This window comes from Pseudomonas graminis (assembly GCF_004364335.1).
Taxonomy (GTDB): Bacteria; Pseudomonadota; Gammaproteobacteria; order Pseudomonadales; family Pseudomonadaceae; genus Aquipseudomonas; species Aquipseudomonas graminis_D.
Genome location: NZ_SOCR01000003.1, coordinates 501570 through 520810, shown reverse-complemented (window position 1 = coordinate 520810; position 19241 = coordinate 501570). Strand labels below are relative to the sequence as shown.

Annotated in this window: 17 protein-coding genes and 1 pseudogene; 14 read left to right on the top strand and 4 right to left on the bottom strand. The window is 60.9% G+C overall.

What is annotated here, in order from left to right; translation table 11 throughout:
• Nucleotides 1–611 precede the first annotated feature (611 nt).
• The 9 genes from EC919_RS07380 (at nucleotide 612) to pdeM (ending at nucleotide 11346) form a co-directional block, all read left to right on the top strand.
• The gene (locus EC919_RS07380) at nucleotides 612–1664 is read left to right on the top strand and encodes a ligase-associated DNA damage response exonuclease (RefSeq protein WP_133772573.1); all 1053 of its coding nucleotides are present in this window, start codon (nucleotides 612–614) and stop codon (nucleotides 1662–1664) included.
• On the top strand, nucleotides 1661–3376 hold the full coding sequence (locus tag EC919_RS07375; RefSeq protein WP_133772571.1) for an ATP-dependent DNA ligase: 1716 nt from the start codon (nucleotides 1661–1663) through the stop codon (nucleotides 3374–3376). Before EC919_RS07380 ends, EC919_RS07375 begins: the two co-directional genes overlap by 4 nt.
• A 379-nt stretch (nucleotides 3377–3755) precedes the next feature.
• Entirely contained in the window at nucleotides 3756–4538 is a 783-nt protein-coding gene (locus tag EC919_RS07370; RefSeq protein ID WP_133772569.1) for a transporter substrate-binding domain-containing protein, read from the top strand.
• 79 nt (nucleotides 4539–4617) lie between these two features.
• Nucleotides 4618–5346 (top strand): ABC transporter permease, encoded by a 729-nt coding sequence (locus tag EC919_RS07365; protein WP_133772567.1) that lies wholly within the window; start codon nucleotides 4618–4620, stop codon nucleotides 5344–5346.
• Nucleotides 5343–6053, top strand: coding sequence for an ABC transporter permease (locus EC919_RS07360; protein ID WP_133772565.1), 711 nt, complete (start codon nucleotides 5343–5345; stop codon nucleotides 6051–6053). The genes EC919_RS07365 and EC919_RS07360 overlap by 4 nt, the downstream gene beginning before the upstream one ends.
• A gap of 9 nt (nucleotides 6054–6062) precedes the next feature.
• The gene (locus tag EC919_RS07355) at nucleotides 6063–7181 is read left to right on the top strand and encodes a succinylglutamate desuccinylase/aspartoacylase family protein (protein ID WP_133772563.1); all 1119 of its coding nucleotides are present in this window, start codon (nucleotides 6063–6065) and stop codon (nucleotides 7179–7181) included.
• Between the two features lie 12 nt (nucleotides 7182–7193).
• Nucleotides 7194–7958 carry an ABC transporter ATP-binding protein gene (locus tag EC919_RS07350; RefSeq protein WP_133772561.1) on the top strand — a complete coding sequence of 255 codons (765 nt, stop codon included), beginning with the start codon at nucleotides 7194–7196 and terminating at the stop codon, nucleotides 7956–7958.
• A gap of 242 nt (nucleotides 7959–8200) precedes the next feature.
• A complete protein-coding gene (locus tag EC919_RS07345; protein WP_133772559.1) occupies nucleotides 8201–10693 on the top strand; it encodes a ligase-associated DNA damage response DEXH box helicase in 2493 nt (830 codons plus the stop codon).
• Nucleotides 10690–11346: a ligase-associated DNA damage response endonuclease PdeM gene (pdeM, locus tag EC919_RS07340; RefSeq protein ID WP_133772556.1), complete on the top strand. Its 657-nt coding sequence runs from the start codon at nucleotides 10690–10692 to the stop codon at nucleotides 11344–11346. Before EC919_RS07345 ends, pdeM begins: the two co-directional genes overlap by 4 nt.
• 137 nt (nucleotides 11347–11483) lie before the next feature.
• Here pdeM and EC919_RS07335 read toward each other — a convergent pair whose 3' ends face one another.
• Nucleotides 11484–11705, bottom strand: a complete 222-nt coding sequence (locus EC919_RS07335; RefSeq protein WP_074889014.1) for a hypothetical protein — start codon at nucleotides 11703–11705, stop codon at nucleotides 11484–11486.
• Nucleotides 11706–11814: 109 nt separating this feature from the next.
• Nucleotides 11815–12381, bottom strand: coding sequence for a dCTP deaminase (gene dcd, locus EC919_RS07330; protein WP_074889011.1), 567 nt, complete (start codon nucleotides 12379–12381; stop codon nucleotides 11815–11817).
• Between the two features lie 310 nt (nucleotides 12382–12691).
• Between dcd and EC919_RS07325 the strand changes: the two genes are divergently transcribed.
• Complete coding sequence (locus EC919_RS07325) at nucleotides 12692–12901, top strand: cold-shock protein (RefSeq protein WP_002554837.1); 210 nt, start codon at nucleotides 12692–12694, stop codon at nucleotides 12899–12901.
• A gap of 167 nt (nucleotides 12902–13068) precedes the next feature.
• Here EC919_RS07325 and apbC read toward each other — a convergent pair whose 3' ends face one another.
• Complete coding sequence (gene apbC, locus EC919_RS07320; RefSeq protein WP_133772554.1) at nucleotides 13069–14163, bottom strand: iron-sulfur cluster carrier protein ApbC; 1095 nt, start codon at nucleotides 14161–14163, stop codon at nucleotides 13069–13071.
• 182 nt (nucleotides 14164–14345) lie between these two features.
• On the opposite strand from apbC, the gene metG reads away from it, so the two are divergent.
• From metG to EC919_RS07300, 4 genes and pseudogenes are all read left to right on the top strand, one after another.
• Nucleotides 14346–16394 carry a methionine--tRNA ligase gene (gene metG, locus EC919_RS07315; RefSeq protein WP_133772552.1) on the top strand — a complete coding sequence of 683 codons (2049 nt, stop codon included), beginning with the start codon at nucleotides 14346–14348 and terminating at the stop codon, nucleotides 16392–16394.
• A gap of 67 nt (nucleotides 16395–16461) precedes the next feature.
• Nucleotides 16462–17304 (top strand): annotated as a pseudogene (rsxB, locus tag EC919_RS07310) (electron transport complex subunit RsxB); the annotation flags it as partial.
• An 8-nt stretch (nucleotides 17305–17312) separates the two neighbouring features.
• Complete coding sequence (gene nth, locus EC919_RS07305) at nucleotides 17313–17951, top strand: endonuclease III (RefSeq protein WP_133772548.1); 639 nt, start codon at nucleotides 17313–17315, stop codon at nucleotides 17949–17951.
• 105 nt (nucleotides 17952–18056) lie between these two features.
• Complete coding sequence (locus EC919_RS07300; protein WP_133772546.1) at nucleotides 18057–18239, top strand: PA3496 family putative envelope integrity protein; 183 nt, start codon at nucleotides 18057–18059, stop codon at nucleotides 18237–18239.
• Between the two features lie 103 nt (nucleotides 18240–18342).
• Here EC919_RS07300 and EC919_RS07295 read toward each other — a convergent pair whose 3' ends face one another.
• The gene (locus EC919_RS07295; protein ID WP_037012286.1) at nucleotides 18343–18969 is read right to left on the bottom strand and encodes a response regulator transcription factor; all 627 of its coding nucleotides are present in this window, start codon (nucleotides 18967–18969) and stop codon (nucleotides 18343–18345) included.
• Nucleotides 18970–19241: the final 272 nt, after the last annotated feature.

Below are 19241 nucleotides of genomic sequence, written 5' to 3'. Positions count from 1 at the left end.
AAACCGAGTGGGAAAAGACTGATTATGCCGTATGGATGCGGTCAGAGAGGGGGAGCAAGCTCCCCCTCTGGACTTTCCCCGGACACTAGTGACGCAGAGCGTGGGAACGATCAAAAACCAGATTGATGGTGCCTGAAATGGCCTCTTCCCGGCTAAAGCCGGTCCCACTAAAAAGCACACCGCGTACCGTCAGTGGGACCGGCGGCGCCCCGTAGGACCGGCTTTAGCCGGGAAGCTTTTGATCTGCTTTTGATCTTCTTACACAAGCAGTCCAGTCACCGCCAATCGCGACTTGGGTGCAGGCTGAACGCAGGTCTCGCTCCGTGGGTCGAGCCGCATGGATGCGGCGAGAGCCGCCCCCCGCCATGGATGGCGGATGGCGGCGGGCCCACGGAGCGAGACCGAAGTGAGGGTACTCCGACGCAGGAGGAGCCAAACCAGGAGCAAGCACCCTTGGTTACTTGGGGTGCTTTTCCAAGTAACTCGGCGAAGCCGAAACAGTCTGCCCCCAGGCAGACGCTCTTGATCTCGAGATCGGGACCCAAAACCCCAACCGAACTTCTGCGCCCCGCCACCGCTCTACCTGACAAGTCCCCAAACCCGGTCAAACCATGGATCTCGTCATTGCCCGCCCCGAAGGCCTCTACTGCCCGCCCGGTGATTTCTACATCGATCCGTGGCGCCCGGTCGAACGCTCCGTCATCACCCACGCCCACGGCGACCACGCCCGCACCGGCAACGAACACTACCTCGCCGCCGCGCCCGGCGAAGGCATACTGCGCTCCCGACTGGGCCAGGACATCAACCTCCAGACCCTCGCCTACGGCGAAAGCATCACCCACCACGGCGTCAAACTCAGCCTCCACCCGGCCGGCCACGTCCTCGGCTCCGCCCAGGTCCGCCTCGAATACAAAGGCGAAATATGGGTCGCCTCAGGCGACTACAAAGTCGAACCCGACGGCACCTGCGAACCCTTCGAACCCGTGCGCTGCCACACCTTCATCACCGAATCCACCTTCGGCCTGCCAATCTATCGCTGGCAGCCCCAAGCGGAAATCTTCGCCGGGGTCAACGAATGGTGGCGCGCCAATGCCGCCGCCGGCAAAGCCAGCGTCCTGTTCGCCTACTCATTCGGCAAGGCCCAACGCATCCTCCACGGCATCGACCCCACCATCGGCCCGATCCTCGTCCACGGCGCCGTCGAACCGCTGAACCGTGTCTACCGCGAAGCTGGCGTGCGCATTCCGGAAACCCACTACGCCGGCGACTTCAAAAAGACCGACCCCGCGTTGCGCAGCGCCCTGATCGTCGCACCGCCCTCCGCCGGCGGCAGCACCTGGATGCGCCGCTTTGGCGAATTCAGCGACGCCTTTGCCAGCGGCTGGATGATGTTGCGCGGCACGCGCCGTCGGCGCGGTGTCGACCGCGGCTTTGCCCTCTCCGACCATGCCGACTGGCCGGGCCTGCTCTGGGCCATCGAAAACACCGGCGCCGAGCGGGTCATGGTCACCCACGGTTCGGTGGCCGTGCTGGTGCGCTACCTGCGGGAACTGGGCCTCGACGCCCAAGGCTTCTCCACCGAATACGGCGACGAAGAAGACGACGCAGCGGCCAAGACCGAACCCGCACCCGAACCTGCATCGACAGGCGAGGCCTCGTCATGAAAGCCTTCGCCGAACTCTATTCGGACCTCGATGCCACCACCTCCAGCAATGCGAAGCTGGCGGCCATGCAAGCCTACTTCAGCAAGGCCGCCCCCGAAGACGCCGCATGGGCGGTGTATTTCCTGGCCGGCGGACGCCCACGGCAACTGGTGCCGACGCGCATGTTGCGTGAGCAGGCGCTGCTGCTGTCGGGCTTGCCGGAATGGTTGTTCGAGGAGAGTTACCAAGCGGTAGGCGATCTGGCGGAAACTCTGTCGCTGCTGCTCCCTAAAGCCGAGCACAGCTCCGAAGAAGGCCTGGCAAGCTGGATGGAAAACCATCTGCTGCCCCTGCGCGGTCTGCCCCCGGAAGCGTTGCTCGAGCGCCTGCCGACGTTCTGGTCGCAACTGGACCCGCAAAGCCTGATGGTCTGCCTGAAGCTGATCACTGGCAGTTTCCGTGTTGGTGTTTCCAAGTTGCTGGTGACCCGCGCCCTTGCCGCGCTGGCCGATATCGACAGCAAGCGCGTGGCCCAGCGACTCGTGGGGTACACCGATCTTTCCCATCGCCCCAGCGCCGAAGGCTATCTAAAGCTCATCGCAGAAGAATCGGCCGACGAACACGCGCAACGGGGCGGCCAGCCCTACCCCTTTTTCCTCGCCCATGCGCTGCAGCAGCCGGTCGATCAGTTCGAGAACCTGCTCGGCGCCGCGGAAAACTGGCAGGTGGAGTGGAAGTGGGACGGCATTCGCGCTCAGGTGGTCAAGCGCGAAGGACGGCTGTGGATCTGGTCGCGAGGCGAAGAACTGGTCACGGATCGCTTCCCGGAACTGCACAGCCTGGCTCAATGCCTGCCCGACGGCACGGTGATCGACGGCGAGATCGTCGTCTGGAAAGCCGCGCCCCCGGAAAATGCCGAGGAAGGCGAGTTCGCCCTCGACACCCCCGCGCCCGGCACGCCTGGTGAAGCGACGCCGTCGGTGCAGCCCTTCGCCCTGCTGCAACAGCGGATCGGCCGCAAAACCCTCGGCAAGAAGATTCTGGAAGACGTGCCGGTCGTCGTGCTGGCTTACGATCTGCTGGAATGGGAAGGCCACGACTGGCGCATTCGCCCGCAACATGAGCGGCGCACGCAGCTGGAAAAGGTCATCGCCAACGCCCAGAGCCCGGTGCTGATGCCATCTCCGGTCCTGACCGGCAACGACTGGCTGGACCTCGGCCGGCAGCGCGAGGCGTCCCGCAGTCTCGGCGTGGAAGGCATGATGCTCAAGGCGCGGGACTCGATGTACGGCGTGGGGCGCACGAAGGACATGGGCGTCTGGTGGAAATGGAAAATGGACCCGTTCAGCGTTGACGCCGTGCTGATCTACGCCCAACGCGGTCACGGCCGCCGCGCCAGTCTGTACAGCGATTACACGTTCGCGGTCTGGGACGGCCCGCCTGAATCCAGCGAACGGACATTGGTGCCCTTCGCCAAAGCGTATTCGGGGCTGACCGACGAAGAGATGCGCAAGGTCGATGCAATCATCCGCAAGACCACTGTGGACAAATTCGGCCCGGTGCGAAGTGTTACCCCGACCCTGGTGTTCGAGCTGGGGTTCGAGGGCATTGCCCTGTCGAAACGACACAAGAGCGGCATCGCCGTGAGGTTCCCGAGGATGCTGCGCTGGCGCCTCGATAAGCCGGTCGCCGAAGCCGACAGCCTGGCGACGCTGCAGGACCTGCTGGCCTGAGCACCGTCGCGGTGCGCGGGCCTGGCCCCGTCCGACGTCGAGTGCGCTGATATGGGGCGCATAAAAACGCCAGCCTTCCAAAGACGAGCCCCGGCAGGCGTTTCGAATCTCCCCTGCACCGCAACAGGCACCGCAGGTGACCCCGGAGCCTGCAACTTTTTCGCCCACTCTCAACAGGATACGGCTACTCTGCCGGTGCCTGCGGGACCTCAAAAAAAGACAAAAGATGGCTCTAAGTCATCATTGCGACAACTCCGTACATTTAAAACGCGCGTTCGTTTGTTTGGTTCGGAAATTGCTGTCTATTTGCGGTCTGGCTTTTGCCGGTAGCAAGCCTTCGCGTGTTCCCAACGCTCAATTTGGTTTTAAGGACTGAACGATGAAAAAAGCATGGCTGACCCTTTCCGCACTCGCCATCTGTCTGGCCGCCGGTAACGCAATGGCCAAGGAGTACAAGGAACTGCGTTTCGGCGTCGATCCTTCCTACGCGCCATTCGAATCCAAAGCCGCCGATGGCAGCCTGGTGGGCTTCGATATCGACCTGGGCAACGCGATCTGTGCTGAACTGAAGGTCAAGTGCAAGTGGGTCGAAAGCGATTTCGACGGCATGATTCCGGGCCTGAAAGCCAACAAGTTCGACGGTGTGATCTCCTCCATGACCGTGACCCCGGCCCGCGAGAAAGTCATCGACTTCTCCAGCGAACTGTTCTCCGGCCCTACCTCGCTGGTCTACAAAAAAGGCTCCGGACTGAGCACTGACCTTGCTTCGCTGAAAGGCAAAACCGTGGGTTACGAGCAAGGCACCATCCAGGAAGCCTACGCCAAGGCCATTCTGGACAAGGCTGGCGTGAAAACCCAAGCCTATGCCAACCAGGATCAGGTGTATGCCGACCTCGTTTCCGGTCGTCTGGACGCATCGGTTCAAGACATGCTGCAAGCCGAACTGGGCTTCCTGAAGTCGCCACAAGGCGGTGACTACGAAGTCAGCAAGCCAATCGACGATCCCCTGCTGCCAGCCAAAACGGCCGTCGGCATCTCGAAAGGTAACAAGGACCTGAAAGCGCTTTTGGACAAAGGTATCAAAGCGTTACACGATGACGGCAAGTACGCCGAGATCCAGAAGAAGCACTTCGGCGATCTGAATCTGTACAGCGGTAAATAAGCAAACAGACGCCCGTTGATTTCAGCCAGAATCCGCCGCTGAAGTTCACGGGCGTTTTTATTGACTGCATAGGTTGCACATGTTCGAAACTCTCCTGCAAAACCTGGGACTGTCAGCATTCAGCCTGAAAGGCTTCGGCCCGCTGTTGCTGCAAGGCACCTGGATGACCGTCAAATTATCGGTAATGTCGCTGCTGCTGGCCATTGTGCTCGGCCTGCTGGGCGCCAGTGCCAAACTGTCGAAAGCCGCCGTGCTGCGGGTTCCGGCCCAGATTTACACCACGCTGATCCGTGGCGTGCCGGATCTGGTGCTGATGCTGCTGATCTTCTACAGCCTGCAAACCTGGCTGACCACGCTCACCGAAGCGATGGATTGGGATTACATCGAGATCGACCCTTTCTCTGCCGGCGTCATCACGCTGGGCTTCATCTATGGCGCGTATTTCACCGAAACCTTCCGCGGCGCGATTCTCGCTGTACCGCGCGGTCAGGTCGAAGCGGCCACGGCCTACGGGCTCAGCCGTTCGCAACGGTTTCGCATGGTGGTATTCCCGCAGATGATGCGCTTCGCCCTGCCGGGCATCGGCAACAACTGGCAAGTGGTGCTCAAGGCCACCGCGCTGGTGTCGATCATCGGCCTGGCCGATCTGGTCAAGGCCGCGCAGGATGCGGGTAAAAGCACGTATCAGCTGTTCTATTTCCTGGTACTCGCCGCGCTGATCTATCTGGTCATCACCAGCGTGTCCAACTTCGCCCTGCGCTGGGCCGAACGGCGTTATGCCGCCGGCAGCCGGGAGGCTCAACGATGATCGAGTTGCTGCAAGAATACTGGCGGGCCTTCCTTTATACGGACGGCCAGAACGTCACCGGCCTGGCTATGACGATGTGGCTGCTCAGTGCGTCCATCGCCATCGGCTTCATCGTCTCGATTCCACTGTCCATCGCTCGCGTCTCGCGCAATCCGATGGTGCGCTGGCCGGTGCAGTTCTACACCTACCTGTTCCGCGGAACGCCGCTGTATATACAGTTGCTGATTTGCTACACCGGGATTTACAGCATCGCTGCCGTGCGTGAGCAGCCCATGCTCGGTGCGTTCTTCCGTGACGCGATGAACTGCACCATCCTCGCCTTCGCCCTGAACACCTGCGCCTACACCACCGAAATCTTCGCCGGTGCGATTCGCAGCATGAACCACGGCGAAGTCGAGGCGGCCAAGGCTTACGGCCTGACCGGCTGGCGCCTGTACACCTACGTCATCATGCCGTCGGCCCTGCGCCGTTCGCTGCCTTATTACAGCAACGAAGTGATCTTGATGCTGCACTCGACCACCGTGGCCTTCACCGCCACCGTGCCGGACATCCTCAAGGTCGCGCGGGACGCCAACTCGGCCACCTTCCTGACGTTCCAGTCGTTCGGCATCGCGGCGCTGATCTACCTCACCGTCACGTTCATTCTGGTGGGCCTGTTCCGATTGGCTGAACGCCGCTGGCTGGCCTTCCTCGGCCCGACTCACTAGGAACCCTGCATGCGACACCAGACCCATGATCTGCTGGCCCCGGTGCCCGGCACTGCTCGACAGATCCACAGCTTTCACTACGGCCCGGAAAACAGCGTCTGCAAGGTTTACATCCAGTCGTCCCTGCACGCCGACGAGCTGCCGGGCATGCTGGTGTCGTGGTATTTGAAGCAACGGCTGGCTGAGCTTGAAAACGCCGGTCAGTTGCTCGGCGAAGTCGTGGTCGTTCCGGTGGCCAACCCCGTCGGCCTGGAGCAGGTTCTGATGGACATGCCGTTGGGACGTTACGAGCTTGAGAGCGGACAGAATTTCAATCGTCGCTTTGTCGACCTCGGCCAGCAAGTGGGCGATGAAGTCGAAGCGCAGCTGACCGATGACCCCAAGGGCAACGTCACGCTGATTCGCAAAACCTTGCTGGCGGCACTGAATAACTGCGTCGGCAGCACCCAGCTGGAGTCCCAGCGGCTGACGTTGCAACGCCTGGCCTGTGACGCCGACGTGGTGCTGGACTTGCACTGTGATTTCGAATCCGTCGAGCACCTGTACACCACGCCCGAGGCCTGGCCGCAGGTCGAAGCGCTGTCGCGTTATCTCGGCGCACAGGCAAGCCTGCTGGCGACCGATTCCGGCGGGCAGTCGTTCGACGAATGCTTCACGCTGGTCTGGTGGCAATTGCAGCAGCGTTTTGCCAAACGCTTTCCGATTCCGCTGGGCAGTTTTTCCGTGACCCTGGAGTTGCGCGGCCAGGGCGATGTCAACCACGCCCTCGCCAGCCGTGACTGCCAGGCGATCATCAGCTACCTGATGCACCATGGCGCCATTGCCGGCGAGCCGGTTGCACCACCTGAACTGATTTACCCGGCGACCCCGCTGGCGGGCGTCGAACCGGTCGCCACGCCTGTGGGTGGTCTGCTGGTGTTCTGCACACTGCCCGGCGAATACGTCGAGGCGGGGCAATTGATCGCTGAGGTCATCGACCCGATCAGCGACGCAGTGACCCCGATCCACACGGCCAACGCTGGCCTTATGTACGCCCGCTCATTGCGACGCATGGCGACCGCCGGCATGGTCATCGCCCATGTCGCCGGCACCGAAGCCTACCGCAGCGGCTACTTACTTTCTCCTTGAGGACTGCCCTTCATGTACAAACTGACCATCGATGGCCTGCATAAAAGCTACGGTGACCACGAGGTGCTCAAAGGGGTGTCGCTCAAGGCCAGCGTCGGCGACGTGATTTGCCTGATCGGCGCCAGCGGCTCGGGCAAGAGCACGTTCCTGCGCTGCATCAATTTTCTCGAGCAACCCAATGACGGCGCCATGAGCCTGGACGGCCAGCCCGTGCGCATGGTCAGCGACGCCGGCGGCATGCGCGTTGCCGACCCGGGGGAGCTGCAGCGGATTCGTACACGTCTGGCGATGGTGTTCCAGCACTTCAACCTGTGGAGCCACATGACGGTGCTGGAAAACATCACCATGGCGCCGCGCCGGGTGCTGGGCGTGTCGAAGGTCGAAGCCGAGGCCCGCGCGCGCAAATACTTGGACAAGGTCGGGCTGCCCGTGCGCGTCGCCGATCAATACCCGGCGTTTCTGTCCGGCGGCCAGCAGCAGCGCGTGGCGATCGCCCGGGCGTTGGCGATGGAACCGGAAATCATGCTGTTCGACGAGCCTACTTCAGCGCTCGACCCTGAATTGGTCGGCGAAGTGTTGAAGGTGATTCAGGGCCTGGCAGAAGAAGGCCGGACCATGATTCTGGTGACCCACGAAATGGGCTTCGCCCGCAAGGTCGCCAATCAGGTGGTGTTCCTGCACCAGGGCCAGATCGAGGAAATGGGCCACCCGGACGACGTGCTGGGCAGCCCGAAGAGCGAGCGCCTGCAGCAGTTTTTGAGTGGGAACTTGAAGTAACTCGTAGCGCCCTGATCTCCTGCCGCGTTCATTACGCCTGGCAAATGCACATCCTGTAGGAGCGACCGGTGTGGCGCTCCAAATTGCCCTCGATAGCCATTTGTCTGCGCCCGAGCCGGTGACTGACGGAAAGCTATCGCGGGCAAGCGCGCTCCTACACATTCAGCGCCGGGTGATAAATCCCGACCAAACTAAACCCCTCCCCCAGCGGTCTGTGACTTAACCCCTCCCAGAGCCTGCGCATGCCTAAAGCTGTCAATTTCGCCAAGCGCTGGTTTGCCGAGCGTGGCTGGAAACCCTTCCCCTTCCAGAAAGAAGTCTGGGCCGCTGTCGCCCGCGGCGAGTCGGGCCTCCTGCACGCCAGCACCGGCGCGGGCAAGACCTACTCGGTGTGGTTTGCCGCCCTCAACCAGTTCGCCCGGCCGGCGCCCGCGCCGACCGAGCAGAAGCCGCGCAAGCGCAAGCCCGTCGCCGCGCCCCTCAGCGTGCTGTGGATCACGCCCATGCGTGCCCTCGCGGCCGACACCGCCCGGGCGCTGGAAGGCCCGCTGCAGGATTTACAGATTCCGTGGAGCGTCGGCCTGCGCACCGGCGACACCAGCAGCAGCGAGCGCGCCAAACAGGGCCGGCGCCTGCCCTCTGCGCTGATCACCACGCCGGAGAGCCTGACGCTGCTACTCACCCGCGCCGATGCCCAGGCGACGATGTCGACGCTGAAGATGGTCGTCGTCGATGAATGGCACGAGCTGATCGGCAACAAGCGCGGCATCCAGTTGCAACTGGCGCTGGCGCGGTTACGTCAGTGGAATCCCGAGCTGGTCATCTGGGGCCTTTCCGCGACCCTCGGCAATCAGGAGCACGCGCAACAGGTGCTGGTGGGCGATCACGGCACCACCGTTCACGGCAAAGTGGTCAAGGAATTGATCGTCGACACACTGCTGCCGCCGTCCATCGAGCGCTTCCCCTGGGCCGGGCACATGGGCTTGCGCATGCTGCCGCAAGTGCTGGCCGAGGTCGACAGCAGTTCCAGTTGCCTGCTGTTCACCAACACCCGGGCGCAGTCGGAAGTCTGGTATCAAGCGCTGCTGGAGGCGCGCCCGGATTGGGCCGGGCTGATCGCGCTGCACCACGGCTCGTTGTCCCGTGAGGTCCGCGACTGGGTTGAACGCGCGCTGAAAGAAGGCCACCTGAAAGCCGTGGTCTGCACCTCAAGCCTCGACCTCGGCGTGGATTTTCTGCCGGTCGAGCGCGTGCTGCAGATCGGCTCGGCCAAAGGCGTCGCGCGGCTGATGCAGCGTGCGGGACGCTCGGGCCACGCGCCTGGCCGCCCGTCACGGGTCACACTGGTGCCGACGCATAGCCTGGAGCTGGTCGAAGCCGCCGCTGCCCGCGATGCCGTCAACGCGCGCCTGATCGAACCCCGCGAATCCCCCCACAAGCCGCTGGATGTCCTCGTACAGCATCTGGTGAGCATGGCCCTCGGTGGCGGTTTTACTCCAGACGCGTTACTGGCCGAAGTTCGCACCGCGTGGGCCTACCGCGATCTGACTGACGAGGAATGGGAATGGGCGCTTGCGTTCGTTCGCTACGGCGGCTTGTCACTGACAGCGTATCCTGATTATCGACGCGTTGAGCCTGACGAAGACGGCATCTGGCGCGTCCCCGATGCACGCCTCGCCCGCCGCCATCGCATGAGCGTAGGCACCATCGTCAGCGACGCCAGCATCAACGTGAAGTATTGGAGCAAGGGCGGCGGTGGTGGATCCCTCGGCAGCGTCGAAGAAGGCTTCATCGCCCGTTTGAAACCCGGAGACGGCTTTTTGTTCAGCGGTCGTCTGCTGGAACTGGTGCGCGTTGAGAACATGACCGCGTACGTGAAAAAGGCCACGGGCAAGAAAGCCGCCGTCCCCCGCTGGAATGGCGGACGGATGCCGCTCTCCAACGAGCTGGCAAACGCCGTGGTCGAAAAATTCGATGCCGCTGCCCGGGGCGACTTCAGCAGCCCCGAGATGCACATCGTCAGCCCGCTGCTCGAAGTGCAGCGGCAATGGTCAGCGTTGCCGCGCAAGGACACGCTGCTGGCGGAAGTCCTGAAGTCCCGCGAGGGTTGGCATCTGTTTCTCTACCCCTTCGCCGGCCGGCATGTGCACCTGGGGCTGGCGAGCCTGCTGGCGTGGCGACTGAGCCGCGACACGCCACTGACCTTTTCGATCGCCGTGAACGACTACGGCTTCGAGCTGCTCAGTGCTACGCCGATCGACTGGAACGAGCGCCTGACGACTCAACTGTTTTCCGAGGACGAGCTGCTGGCCGACATCATTGCCAGTCTGAACGCCGGCGAACTGGCCTTGCGCCGCTTCCGCGAGATTGCCCGCATTGCCGGGCTGGTGTTCTCCGGCTACCCAGGCGCTCCGAAGAGCAACCGACAACTGCAGGCCTCCAGCGGCTTGTTCTTCGAAGTGTTCAAACAGTACGACGCCAGCAACCTGTTGCTGACCCAGGCGCAGGAAGAAGTGCTGCGCCAGGAACTGGACGTCGCCCGTCTTGAACAAACCCTCAGCCGCATCAACAACCGAACCCTGGATTTGCACGTGATCAAACGCCCCACCCCGATGGCCTTTCCGCTGCTGGTCGAACGCATGCGCGAAAGCCTCAGCACCGAGAAACTCTCCGACCGTATTGCACGCATGGTCAGCGACCTCGAAAAAGCCGCCGGGCCTGAGGTCATGACGTGAGGCCGTATCTTTCGATTCAGCTGGCGGGTGCGGAGTTGTGGTTACTGGCGGACAAAGCCATCTACTACCCGGCCGAGCGCGCGTTGTTGATTGCCGACGCCCACTTTGGCAAGGCTGCTGCGTATCGACGGCTGGGTCAGCCAGTGCCCCATGGCACCACCGACGATAACCTTCAGCGCCTCGATGCGCTGCTGGCGAGCTATGACTGCGATCGGCTCATTTTTCTGGGGGACTTTCTTCACGCCCCGGAATCCCATGCGGCCGGCACGCTGTCGGCCATTCAGGCATGGCGCGACAAGCATCATGGCCTGGCGATTACCCTGATTCGGGGCAACCACGACAAGCGTGCGGGTGACCCGCCACCGGAGTTGCGCATGGACGTCGTCGAGGAGCCGATGTTTCTGGGACCGTACGCGCTACAGCATGAACCTGACCCACACCCTGACTTTCACGTACTGGCGGGCCATGTGCACCCGGCTTACCGGCTATATGGCCGTGGACGCCAGCGCTTGCGGCTGCCGTGCTTTTACGTGCTGCCACGGGTGAGCCTGCTGCCAGCATTCGGGGCTTTTACCGGGGGGATGAATATCGACCGCGCTGAGAACAGCAAGGTTTATGTGGTGGGGGATGGGGCGGTATGGGAGGCGGTTTGAAGCGGAATGTCAACGGCTTGAAACGGGGTCGAAAGAACGGGGCCGAAGGATCGCCGGGATCCTGATCGAACGGCTTGATGTGACTGACCGAGAAGCAAAATGGCCCCGCCGATGCTTTGGCTCCGGCGGGACATCACTCAGGCAACCGGTGCCGGCGGTGGCTCGTCCGGAATGGTCGGCACGCCACCTTCGTCAGGCTGAGGGTATTCGTTTGGACTGTCTGGGTCTGGCTGCCCGGGAATGCCCCCGGCGACCATGTTATTGAGGTGTGGATGCGCTAACAGCGACCAAGCCAGCAACCCAACCTGATTGGCACTCGGGTCGGGTTCCTTGCTGCTGGTGTTGATGTGTCTCTTCATAGGGCACTCCTGAGCGTTGGCCCCAACCGCATGGTGCGGAAGGGAACAGTTCAGTCAATAGAGTGCGGATTCCGAGACAAATTCAGTGCCCAGGTGACAAATGGCGCTATTACGTGCGAGGCAGCGTCACACCGCGCTGGCCTTGATACTTGCCACCACGGTCCTTGTAGGACACTTCGCACTCTTCGTCGGATTCCAGAAAAAGCATCTGCGCGACGCCCTCATTGGCGTAGATCTTCGCCGGCAGCGTGGTGGTGTTGGAGAACTCCAGCGTCACGTGGCCTTCCCATTCCGGCTCAAGCGGCGTCACGTTGACGATGATGCCGCAGCGCGCGTAAGTGCTTTTGCCCAGGCAGATGGTCAGCACGTTACGCGGAATGCGGAAATATTCGACGGTGCGCGCCAGTGCAAACGAGTTCGGCGGGATGATGCAGACGTCGCTTTTGACGTCTACAAAACTTTTTTCATCGAAATTCTTGGGGTCTACGGTGGCCGAATTGATGTTGGTGAACACCTTGAATTCGTCGGCGCAACGCACGTCGTAGCCATAGCTGGAGACACCGAAAGAGATCACCCGATCAGCGCCTTCGCCGCGCACCTGACGCTCCACGAACGGCTCGATCATGCCGTGTTCCTGCGCCATGCGGCGAATCCACTTGTCCGATTTGATGCTCATGGCGGTGTCCTGAATAGCGAGGTGAAAAAGATGTCCGGCATCTTACCGGTCGAACGCCCCGGGTTCAAAGATTGCGCGCCGTCTGCATTAAAGACGTTGAGCCACCTCAAGAAAAAATCGCAGACAGCCCCTTTGCACATCTGAAAAAGTGGGGTAAGGTGGCTCCACTGTGTTGCTTGTGTCACTGAGAATATCTACACGATGTTGAATTTCGATCCAACCATCTCCAAGAATTTTTCCTGCTCTTTGCACTCAGTCTCGGCCAGGGCACTTCCTGAGTCGCAGTTAACTTTGTCCAAGGAGATACACTATGTCTAATCGCCAAACTGGTACCGTTAAGTGGTTCAACGATGAAAAAGGCTTCGGCTTCATCACTCCACAATCCGGTGACGACCTGTTCGTTCACTTCAAAGCTATCCAATCTGACGGCTTCAAAAGCCTGAAAGAAGGCCAACAGGTCTCTTTCATCGCTACCCGCGGTCAGAAAGGCATGCAAGCTGAAGAAGTTCAAGTTATCTAACTTGTACTGAATCGCTTAAAGAACCCCGCCCTCAAAAGCGGGGTTTTTTTGTGCCTGTAGAAAAGGCATTCCTGCGCATTCCGCCTGCTACCCGCTGCCTCAAATCCTACTACCGCGACATGCCGAGCCTCCGGCACATCGCGTTTCCAGCCTTGCGCCTCAGCGCATCAGTCGTCGCTCTCAGAGATGCTCGGCATCTCCGCAGTCGCAGCTTCCTGCAGCACGATCCGCGCGCCGACATGACGCGCCAGCTCCTGATACACCATCGCAATCTGACTTTCGGGCTCGGCAATCGCCGTTGGCTTGCCGCCATCGGCCTGCTCTCGAATCAGCATGGACAGCGGCAGCGAGGCCAGCAACTCGACGCCATATTGCGTCGCCAGCTTTTCCCCTCCGCCTTCGCCAAACAGATGCTCGGCATGACCGCAATTCGAGCAGATATGCACGGCCATGTTTTCAACGACACCCAGCACCGGGATGTTGACCTTACGGAACATCTCCACGCCTTTCTTCGCGTCCAGCAATGCAAGATCCTGCGGGGTCGTGACAATGACTGCGCCTGCAACCGGGACCTTCTGCGCGAGGGTCAGCTGGATATCACCGGTGCCTGGCGGCATGTCGATGACCAGGTAATCCAGATCATTCCAGGCGGTCTGGGTCACCAGTTGCAGCAGCGCCCCCGACACCATCGGCCCTCTCCAGACCATCGGCGTGTTGTCGTCGGTCAGAAACGCCATGGACATCACTTCGATGCCATGGGCCTCGATCGGCACGAACCACTTCTGATCCTTGATCTTCGGACGGGTGCCTTCGGCGATGCCGAACATGACACCCTGGCTCGGGCCGTAGATATCGGCATCAAGAATGCCGACGCGCGCGCCTTCGCGGGAAAGCGCCAACGCCAGGTTCGCCGCCGTCGTGGATTTACCGACGCCGCCTTTGCCCGACGCAACGGCCACGATGTTCTTCACATTGGCCAGGCCGGGGATCTGGCCGAGGGCTTTGTGGGGGTGAATGACCGAGGCGATCTGGACGCTGGCCGATGCGACGCCATCCAGCCCTTCAATCGCCATCTGCAGCACCTGCGCCCAGCCGTTCTTGAACAGCGCAGCCGCGTAACCCAGTTCCAGCTGGACGCTCACGCGGTCGCCGTCGATCTCGATGGCGCGGACACACCCGGCGCTGACCGGGTCCTGATTCAAGTAAGGATCGGTGTACTGGCGAAGGACGGCTTCCACCGTTGCGCGATTGACGGCGCTCATGGGTGACTCCCTATAAGACTGACTAAAACAGGCGGCCATCCTACCTTGTATGCCTGATAAAGAACGCAACGACGTTTTCTTTCAAGCACATCGGCAGATTCCGACATGCAGCGCGGGATGAAAAAAAACGCTCAGGCCTTTATAGTGGCCGACCTCCGTTTCACTTCAAGTAGCCGAGCCCAATGTCCGAGCCACGCAAGATTCTCGTCACCAGCGCCCTGCCCTATGCCAATGGTTCCATTCACCTTGGCCACATGCTCGAGTACATTCAGACCGACATGTGGGTGCGCTTTCAAAAGCACCGCGGCAACCAGTGCATTTATGTGTGCGCGGATGACGCCCATGGTTCGGCCATCATGCTGCGCGCCGAGAAAGAAGGCATCACGCCCGAGCAGTTGATCGCCAACGTGCAGGCCGAGCACAGTGCCGACTTCGCTGACTTTCTGGTGGACTTCGACAACTTCCACTCGACCCACGCCGAAGAAAACCGCGAGCTGTCCAGCGAGATCTACAAACGGCTTCGCGACGCCGGACACATCGCCACGCGCTCCGTGACGCAGTATTTCGACCCGGAAAAGAAAATGTTCCTGGCCGACCGCTTCATCAAGGGCACCTGCCCGAAATGCGGCACTGAAGACCAGTACGGCGACAACTGCGAAAAGTGCGGCGCGACCTACGCCCCGACTGACCTGAAAGATCCGAAGTCCGCGATCTCCGGTGCAACCCCGGTCCTCAGAGACTCCAAACATTTCTTCTTCGACCTGCCTGCGTTCGACGCCATGCTCAAAAGCTGGACCCGAAGCGGCACGTTGCAGGACGCCGTGGCCAACAAGATCGCCGAGTGGCTGGATTCCGGCCTGCAGCAGTGGGACATCTCCCGTGATGCGCCGTATTTCGGCTTCGAGATCCCCGACGAGCCGGGCAAATATTTCTACGTGTGGCTGGACGCTCCAATTGGCTACATGGCGAGCTTCAAGAACCTCTGCGCGCGCCGCCCGGATCTGGACTTTGACGCCTTCTGGAGCAAAGACTCGACCACCGAGCTTTACCACTTCATCGGCAAAGACATCGTCAACTTCCATGCGCTGTTCTGGCCAGCGATGCTCGAAGGCTCAGGGTTCCGCAAGCCTACCGGCATCAACGTCCACGGCTACCTGACCGTCAACGGCCAGAAGATGTCGAAGTCCCGCGGCACCTTCATCAAGGCACGCACGTACCTTGAGCACCTGTCGCCGGAATACCTGCGTTACTACTACGCGGCCAAGCTGGGCCGTGGTGTGGACGATCTGGACCTGAACCTTGAAGACTTCGTGCAGAAGGTCAACTCTGACCTGATCGGCAAGGTGGTGAACATCGCCAGCCGTTGCGCGGGCTTCATTCAGAAAGGCAACGCGGGTTTGCTGGTGGCCGGCAATGCCGAGCCCGAACTGACCGATGCTTTTCACGCCGCAGCGCCAAGCATTGCCGATGCCTATGAGGCACGTGACTTTGCCCGTGCGATGCGCGAAATCATGGCCTTGGCCGACCGTGCAAACGCGTGGATAGCCGACAAGGCGCCCTGGTCGCTGGCCAAGCAGGAAGGTAAACAGGAAGAGGTCCAGGCGATCTGCGCCCTGGGCATCAATCTGTTCCGTCAGCTGGTGATCTTCCTCAAGCCTGTGCTGCCGAATCTGGCCGCAGACGCCGAGCAGTTCCTCAACGTCGCGCCACTGACCTGGGATGACCACCAGACGCTGCTGAGCAATCATCAGCTCAATCCGTTCCAGCCACTGATGACCCGCATTGACCCCGTTAAAGTGGAAGCCATGACCGACGCATCGAAAGAAGACCTGGCCGCCAGCGCCACCGACACAGGCGCGGCCCCGCAGGGCAATGGTGAGCTGACCAAAGACCCGCTCTCCCCGGAGATCGACTTCGACGCCTTCGCAGCCATCGACCTGCGTGTCGCACTGATCGAGAAAGCCGAGCATGTCGAAGGCGCCGACAAGCTGCTGCGCCTGACCCTGGATATCGGCGACGAGAAGCGCAACGTCTTCTCCGGCATCAAGAGCGCGTACCCGAACCCGGCGGAGCTGGAGGGTCGGTTGACCATGATGATCGCCAACCTGAAACCGCGGAAAATGCGCTTCGGTATCTCCGAAGGCATGGTGATGGCAGCGGGTCCTGGCGGTGAAGAGATTTACCTGCTGAGCCCTGACAGCGGCGCCAAGCCCGGTCAGCGCATCAAGTAACCCGCCCCGAACCGTAACATTCTGCACGTTATCGACGGCCCGCTCGGGTCGTCGATCGGGTCCAAGCATGAGCCTGATTCAGCGCATCGACGCCCTGCTGCCGCAAACCCAGTGCGGGAAGTGCGGCCATCCAGGCTGCCAGCCCTACGCCGAAGGCATTGCGAGGGGCGAAGCCATCAACAAGTGTCCACCCGGCGGCGACGAGACCATCGCGGCACTGGCCCGGCTGTTGAATGTGCCAGTGCTGCAACTGGACATCGAACGGGGCAGCGCGCCGGCGCAAGTCGCATTTATTCGCGAGGCCGAGTGCATCGGTTGCACCAAATGCATTCAGGCCTGCCCCGTGGACGCGATCGTGGGCGCCGCCAAGCTGATGCACACCGTTATCGTTCAGGAATGCACCGGCTGTGACCTGTGCGTTGCCCCCTGTCCGGTGGACTGCATCGACATGCTGCCGCTGCCTATGACCTCGGTGCCGTTCATTGGCGATTGCGCGATGGATGAAACGCAGCGATCGGTCAGAGCGGTCAAACGCAGTCGGGCACGGCAACGCTTTGACGCGCGCACAGCCCGCATGCAGCGCGATGAGCAACGGCGCCAGACCGAACGCCAGGCTCGCCAGTCACGGACCGCCACGCCTGCCGTGCTCCAACCAGACCCGGCGCAAGCCGCCCTGGCGCGCATTCGCTCGAAACCTTCGGCTGGCGGCGACGCGGCATTGAAACAGGCACGTGCCCAGGTTGCCATGAGCAGAGCCCAATTGCTGAAGTCGCTGAAAGCCTTTGGTCACCCGCCAATTGCCGAACAAGCCGCACAACTGGTGCGGTTGCAGCGCGGCCTCGACGAGGCAGAGCGCGCGCTTGCCCAGTTGCAGAACCCTGCGCCTGGCGCATCGTCTTCTCAGGAACCCCCCGCCCCATGAACGCCGCCAAACGCCTTGAGATCTTTCGTCGCTTGCACGAAGACAATCCCGATCCCAAAACGGAACTGGCCTATACCACGCCGTTCGAGCTGTTGATCGCCGTGATTCTCTCGGCGCAGGCGACCGATGTCAGCGTCAACAAGGCCACGGCGCGTCTGTACCCGGTAGCCAATACGCCTCAGGCGATTTACGCGTTGGGCGTCGAGGGTTTGTCTGCCTATATCAGGACCATTGGCCTGTACAACAGCAAGGCGCGGAACGTGATCGAAACGTGCCGCCTGCTGATTGAACTGCACGGTGGGGAAGTGCCACAAACCCGAGAGGCCCTTGAAGCCCTCCCCGGCGTGGGCCGCAAGACCGCAAACGTGGTCCTGAACACCGCGTTCCGTCAGCTGGCAATGGCGGTCGACACGCATATCTTCCGGGTGAGTAACCGCACCGGTATCGCGCCCGGAAAGAATGTGGTGGAAGTTGAAAACAAGCTGATGAAATTCGTGCCCGGGGATTACCTCATGGATGCCCACCACTGGCTGATTCTCCACGGCCGTTACGTGTGCATCGCGCGTAAACCTCGGTGCGGCAGCTGCCGGATCGAGGACCTGTGCGAGTACAAGGCCAAGACCTCCGACGATTGAACGATAGCGTCTCGGGGCTTTAATCGATTAAAAAAATCTTTTTTACCCGCGCGGAGTTTGTCGCTATAAGGAGCGCCAACGACTGTTCACGCCTGAGGCTGAATCATGAGCGATGAAAAAGACACCATCGAAGTGGACGACGACTTCGTGATCGAAGAGCCGGAGGACGTGCCGCCCGTGCCGGTAGAGACCGCCAAGGCCAACCTCAGCAAGCGCCGCACCATCGATAATCTGCTGGAAGAGCGTCGTCTGCAACGGCAGCTTGCAGACTACGATTTCGATTTCTGACCGCTCCTTGAAACGCCCTGCCGGAAGGCCTCTCCCTCGAGAGGCTTGGGCAGGGATACATGAGCTGAAAACGCCGCCTTGAAGCACCGTGGTTCCTCGACCATCAAACGAGACCGTTACGTTGGGCGAGTTCGATAAGGTCAACCAGCGAGTGCGCATTGAGCTTTAGCAACAGGCGCGTCTTGTACGTGCTGACGGTTTTGTTGCTCAGGAACATGCCGTCAGCGATCTCCTTGTTGGTCTTGCCACGGGCCAGCTGCTGCAACACCATCATTTCCCTGCCCGACAGACGATCCACCATCTCCGCCTCACTGGCATTGCCAAGACTGGAGCGCACCGTGTGCAGTGCCTGATTGGGGAAATAACTGTAGCCGGACAACACCGCCTTGATGGCGCTGAGCAATTCGGTCAAATCCTGCTGCTTGCAGACATAACCCGCCGCCCCCGCCTGCATGCAGCGCATTGAAAAATGCCCCGGCGCCTGGGACGTGAGTATCAGCACTTTGAAGGCCAGGGTCATTGCCGACAATCGGGCGATGACCTCCAGGCCATCGAGCTTGGGGATACCGATGTCCAGAATGACAATGTCTGGCAAATGCTCGCGCGCCAGTTGTAACGCATCCACGCCGTTATCCGTCTCGGCAATGACTTCGTAGCCATGGCGTTCCATCAACATGCGTACGGCGAGCCTAATGACAGGGTGATCATCCACGATCAACACTTTATTCATGAGCAGTCCATTCTTCGCTGTTCGAATTTTCAGAGCCCGCACAATAGCTTAGTCGTTTAGTGCTTTGCATGGCGCTCCTCCCTGCAGACCAGCAGGCAAAGACCTTTCTCACTCAACCAACAGAAAAATCCTACAAAACCTGCCCTATCCGCTCTCTTTTTAACGATCTTCAATCCATTCCCAGTACGTGACCGCATAATTTCGGGGACCGCAAGTGGTCATTTTTGAATCCTGAATGCGCTAAGCATTTCTGACTATATGAAGGGAGCTTG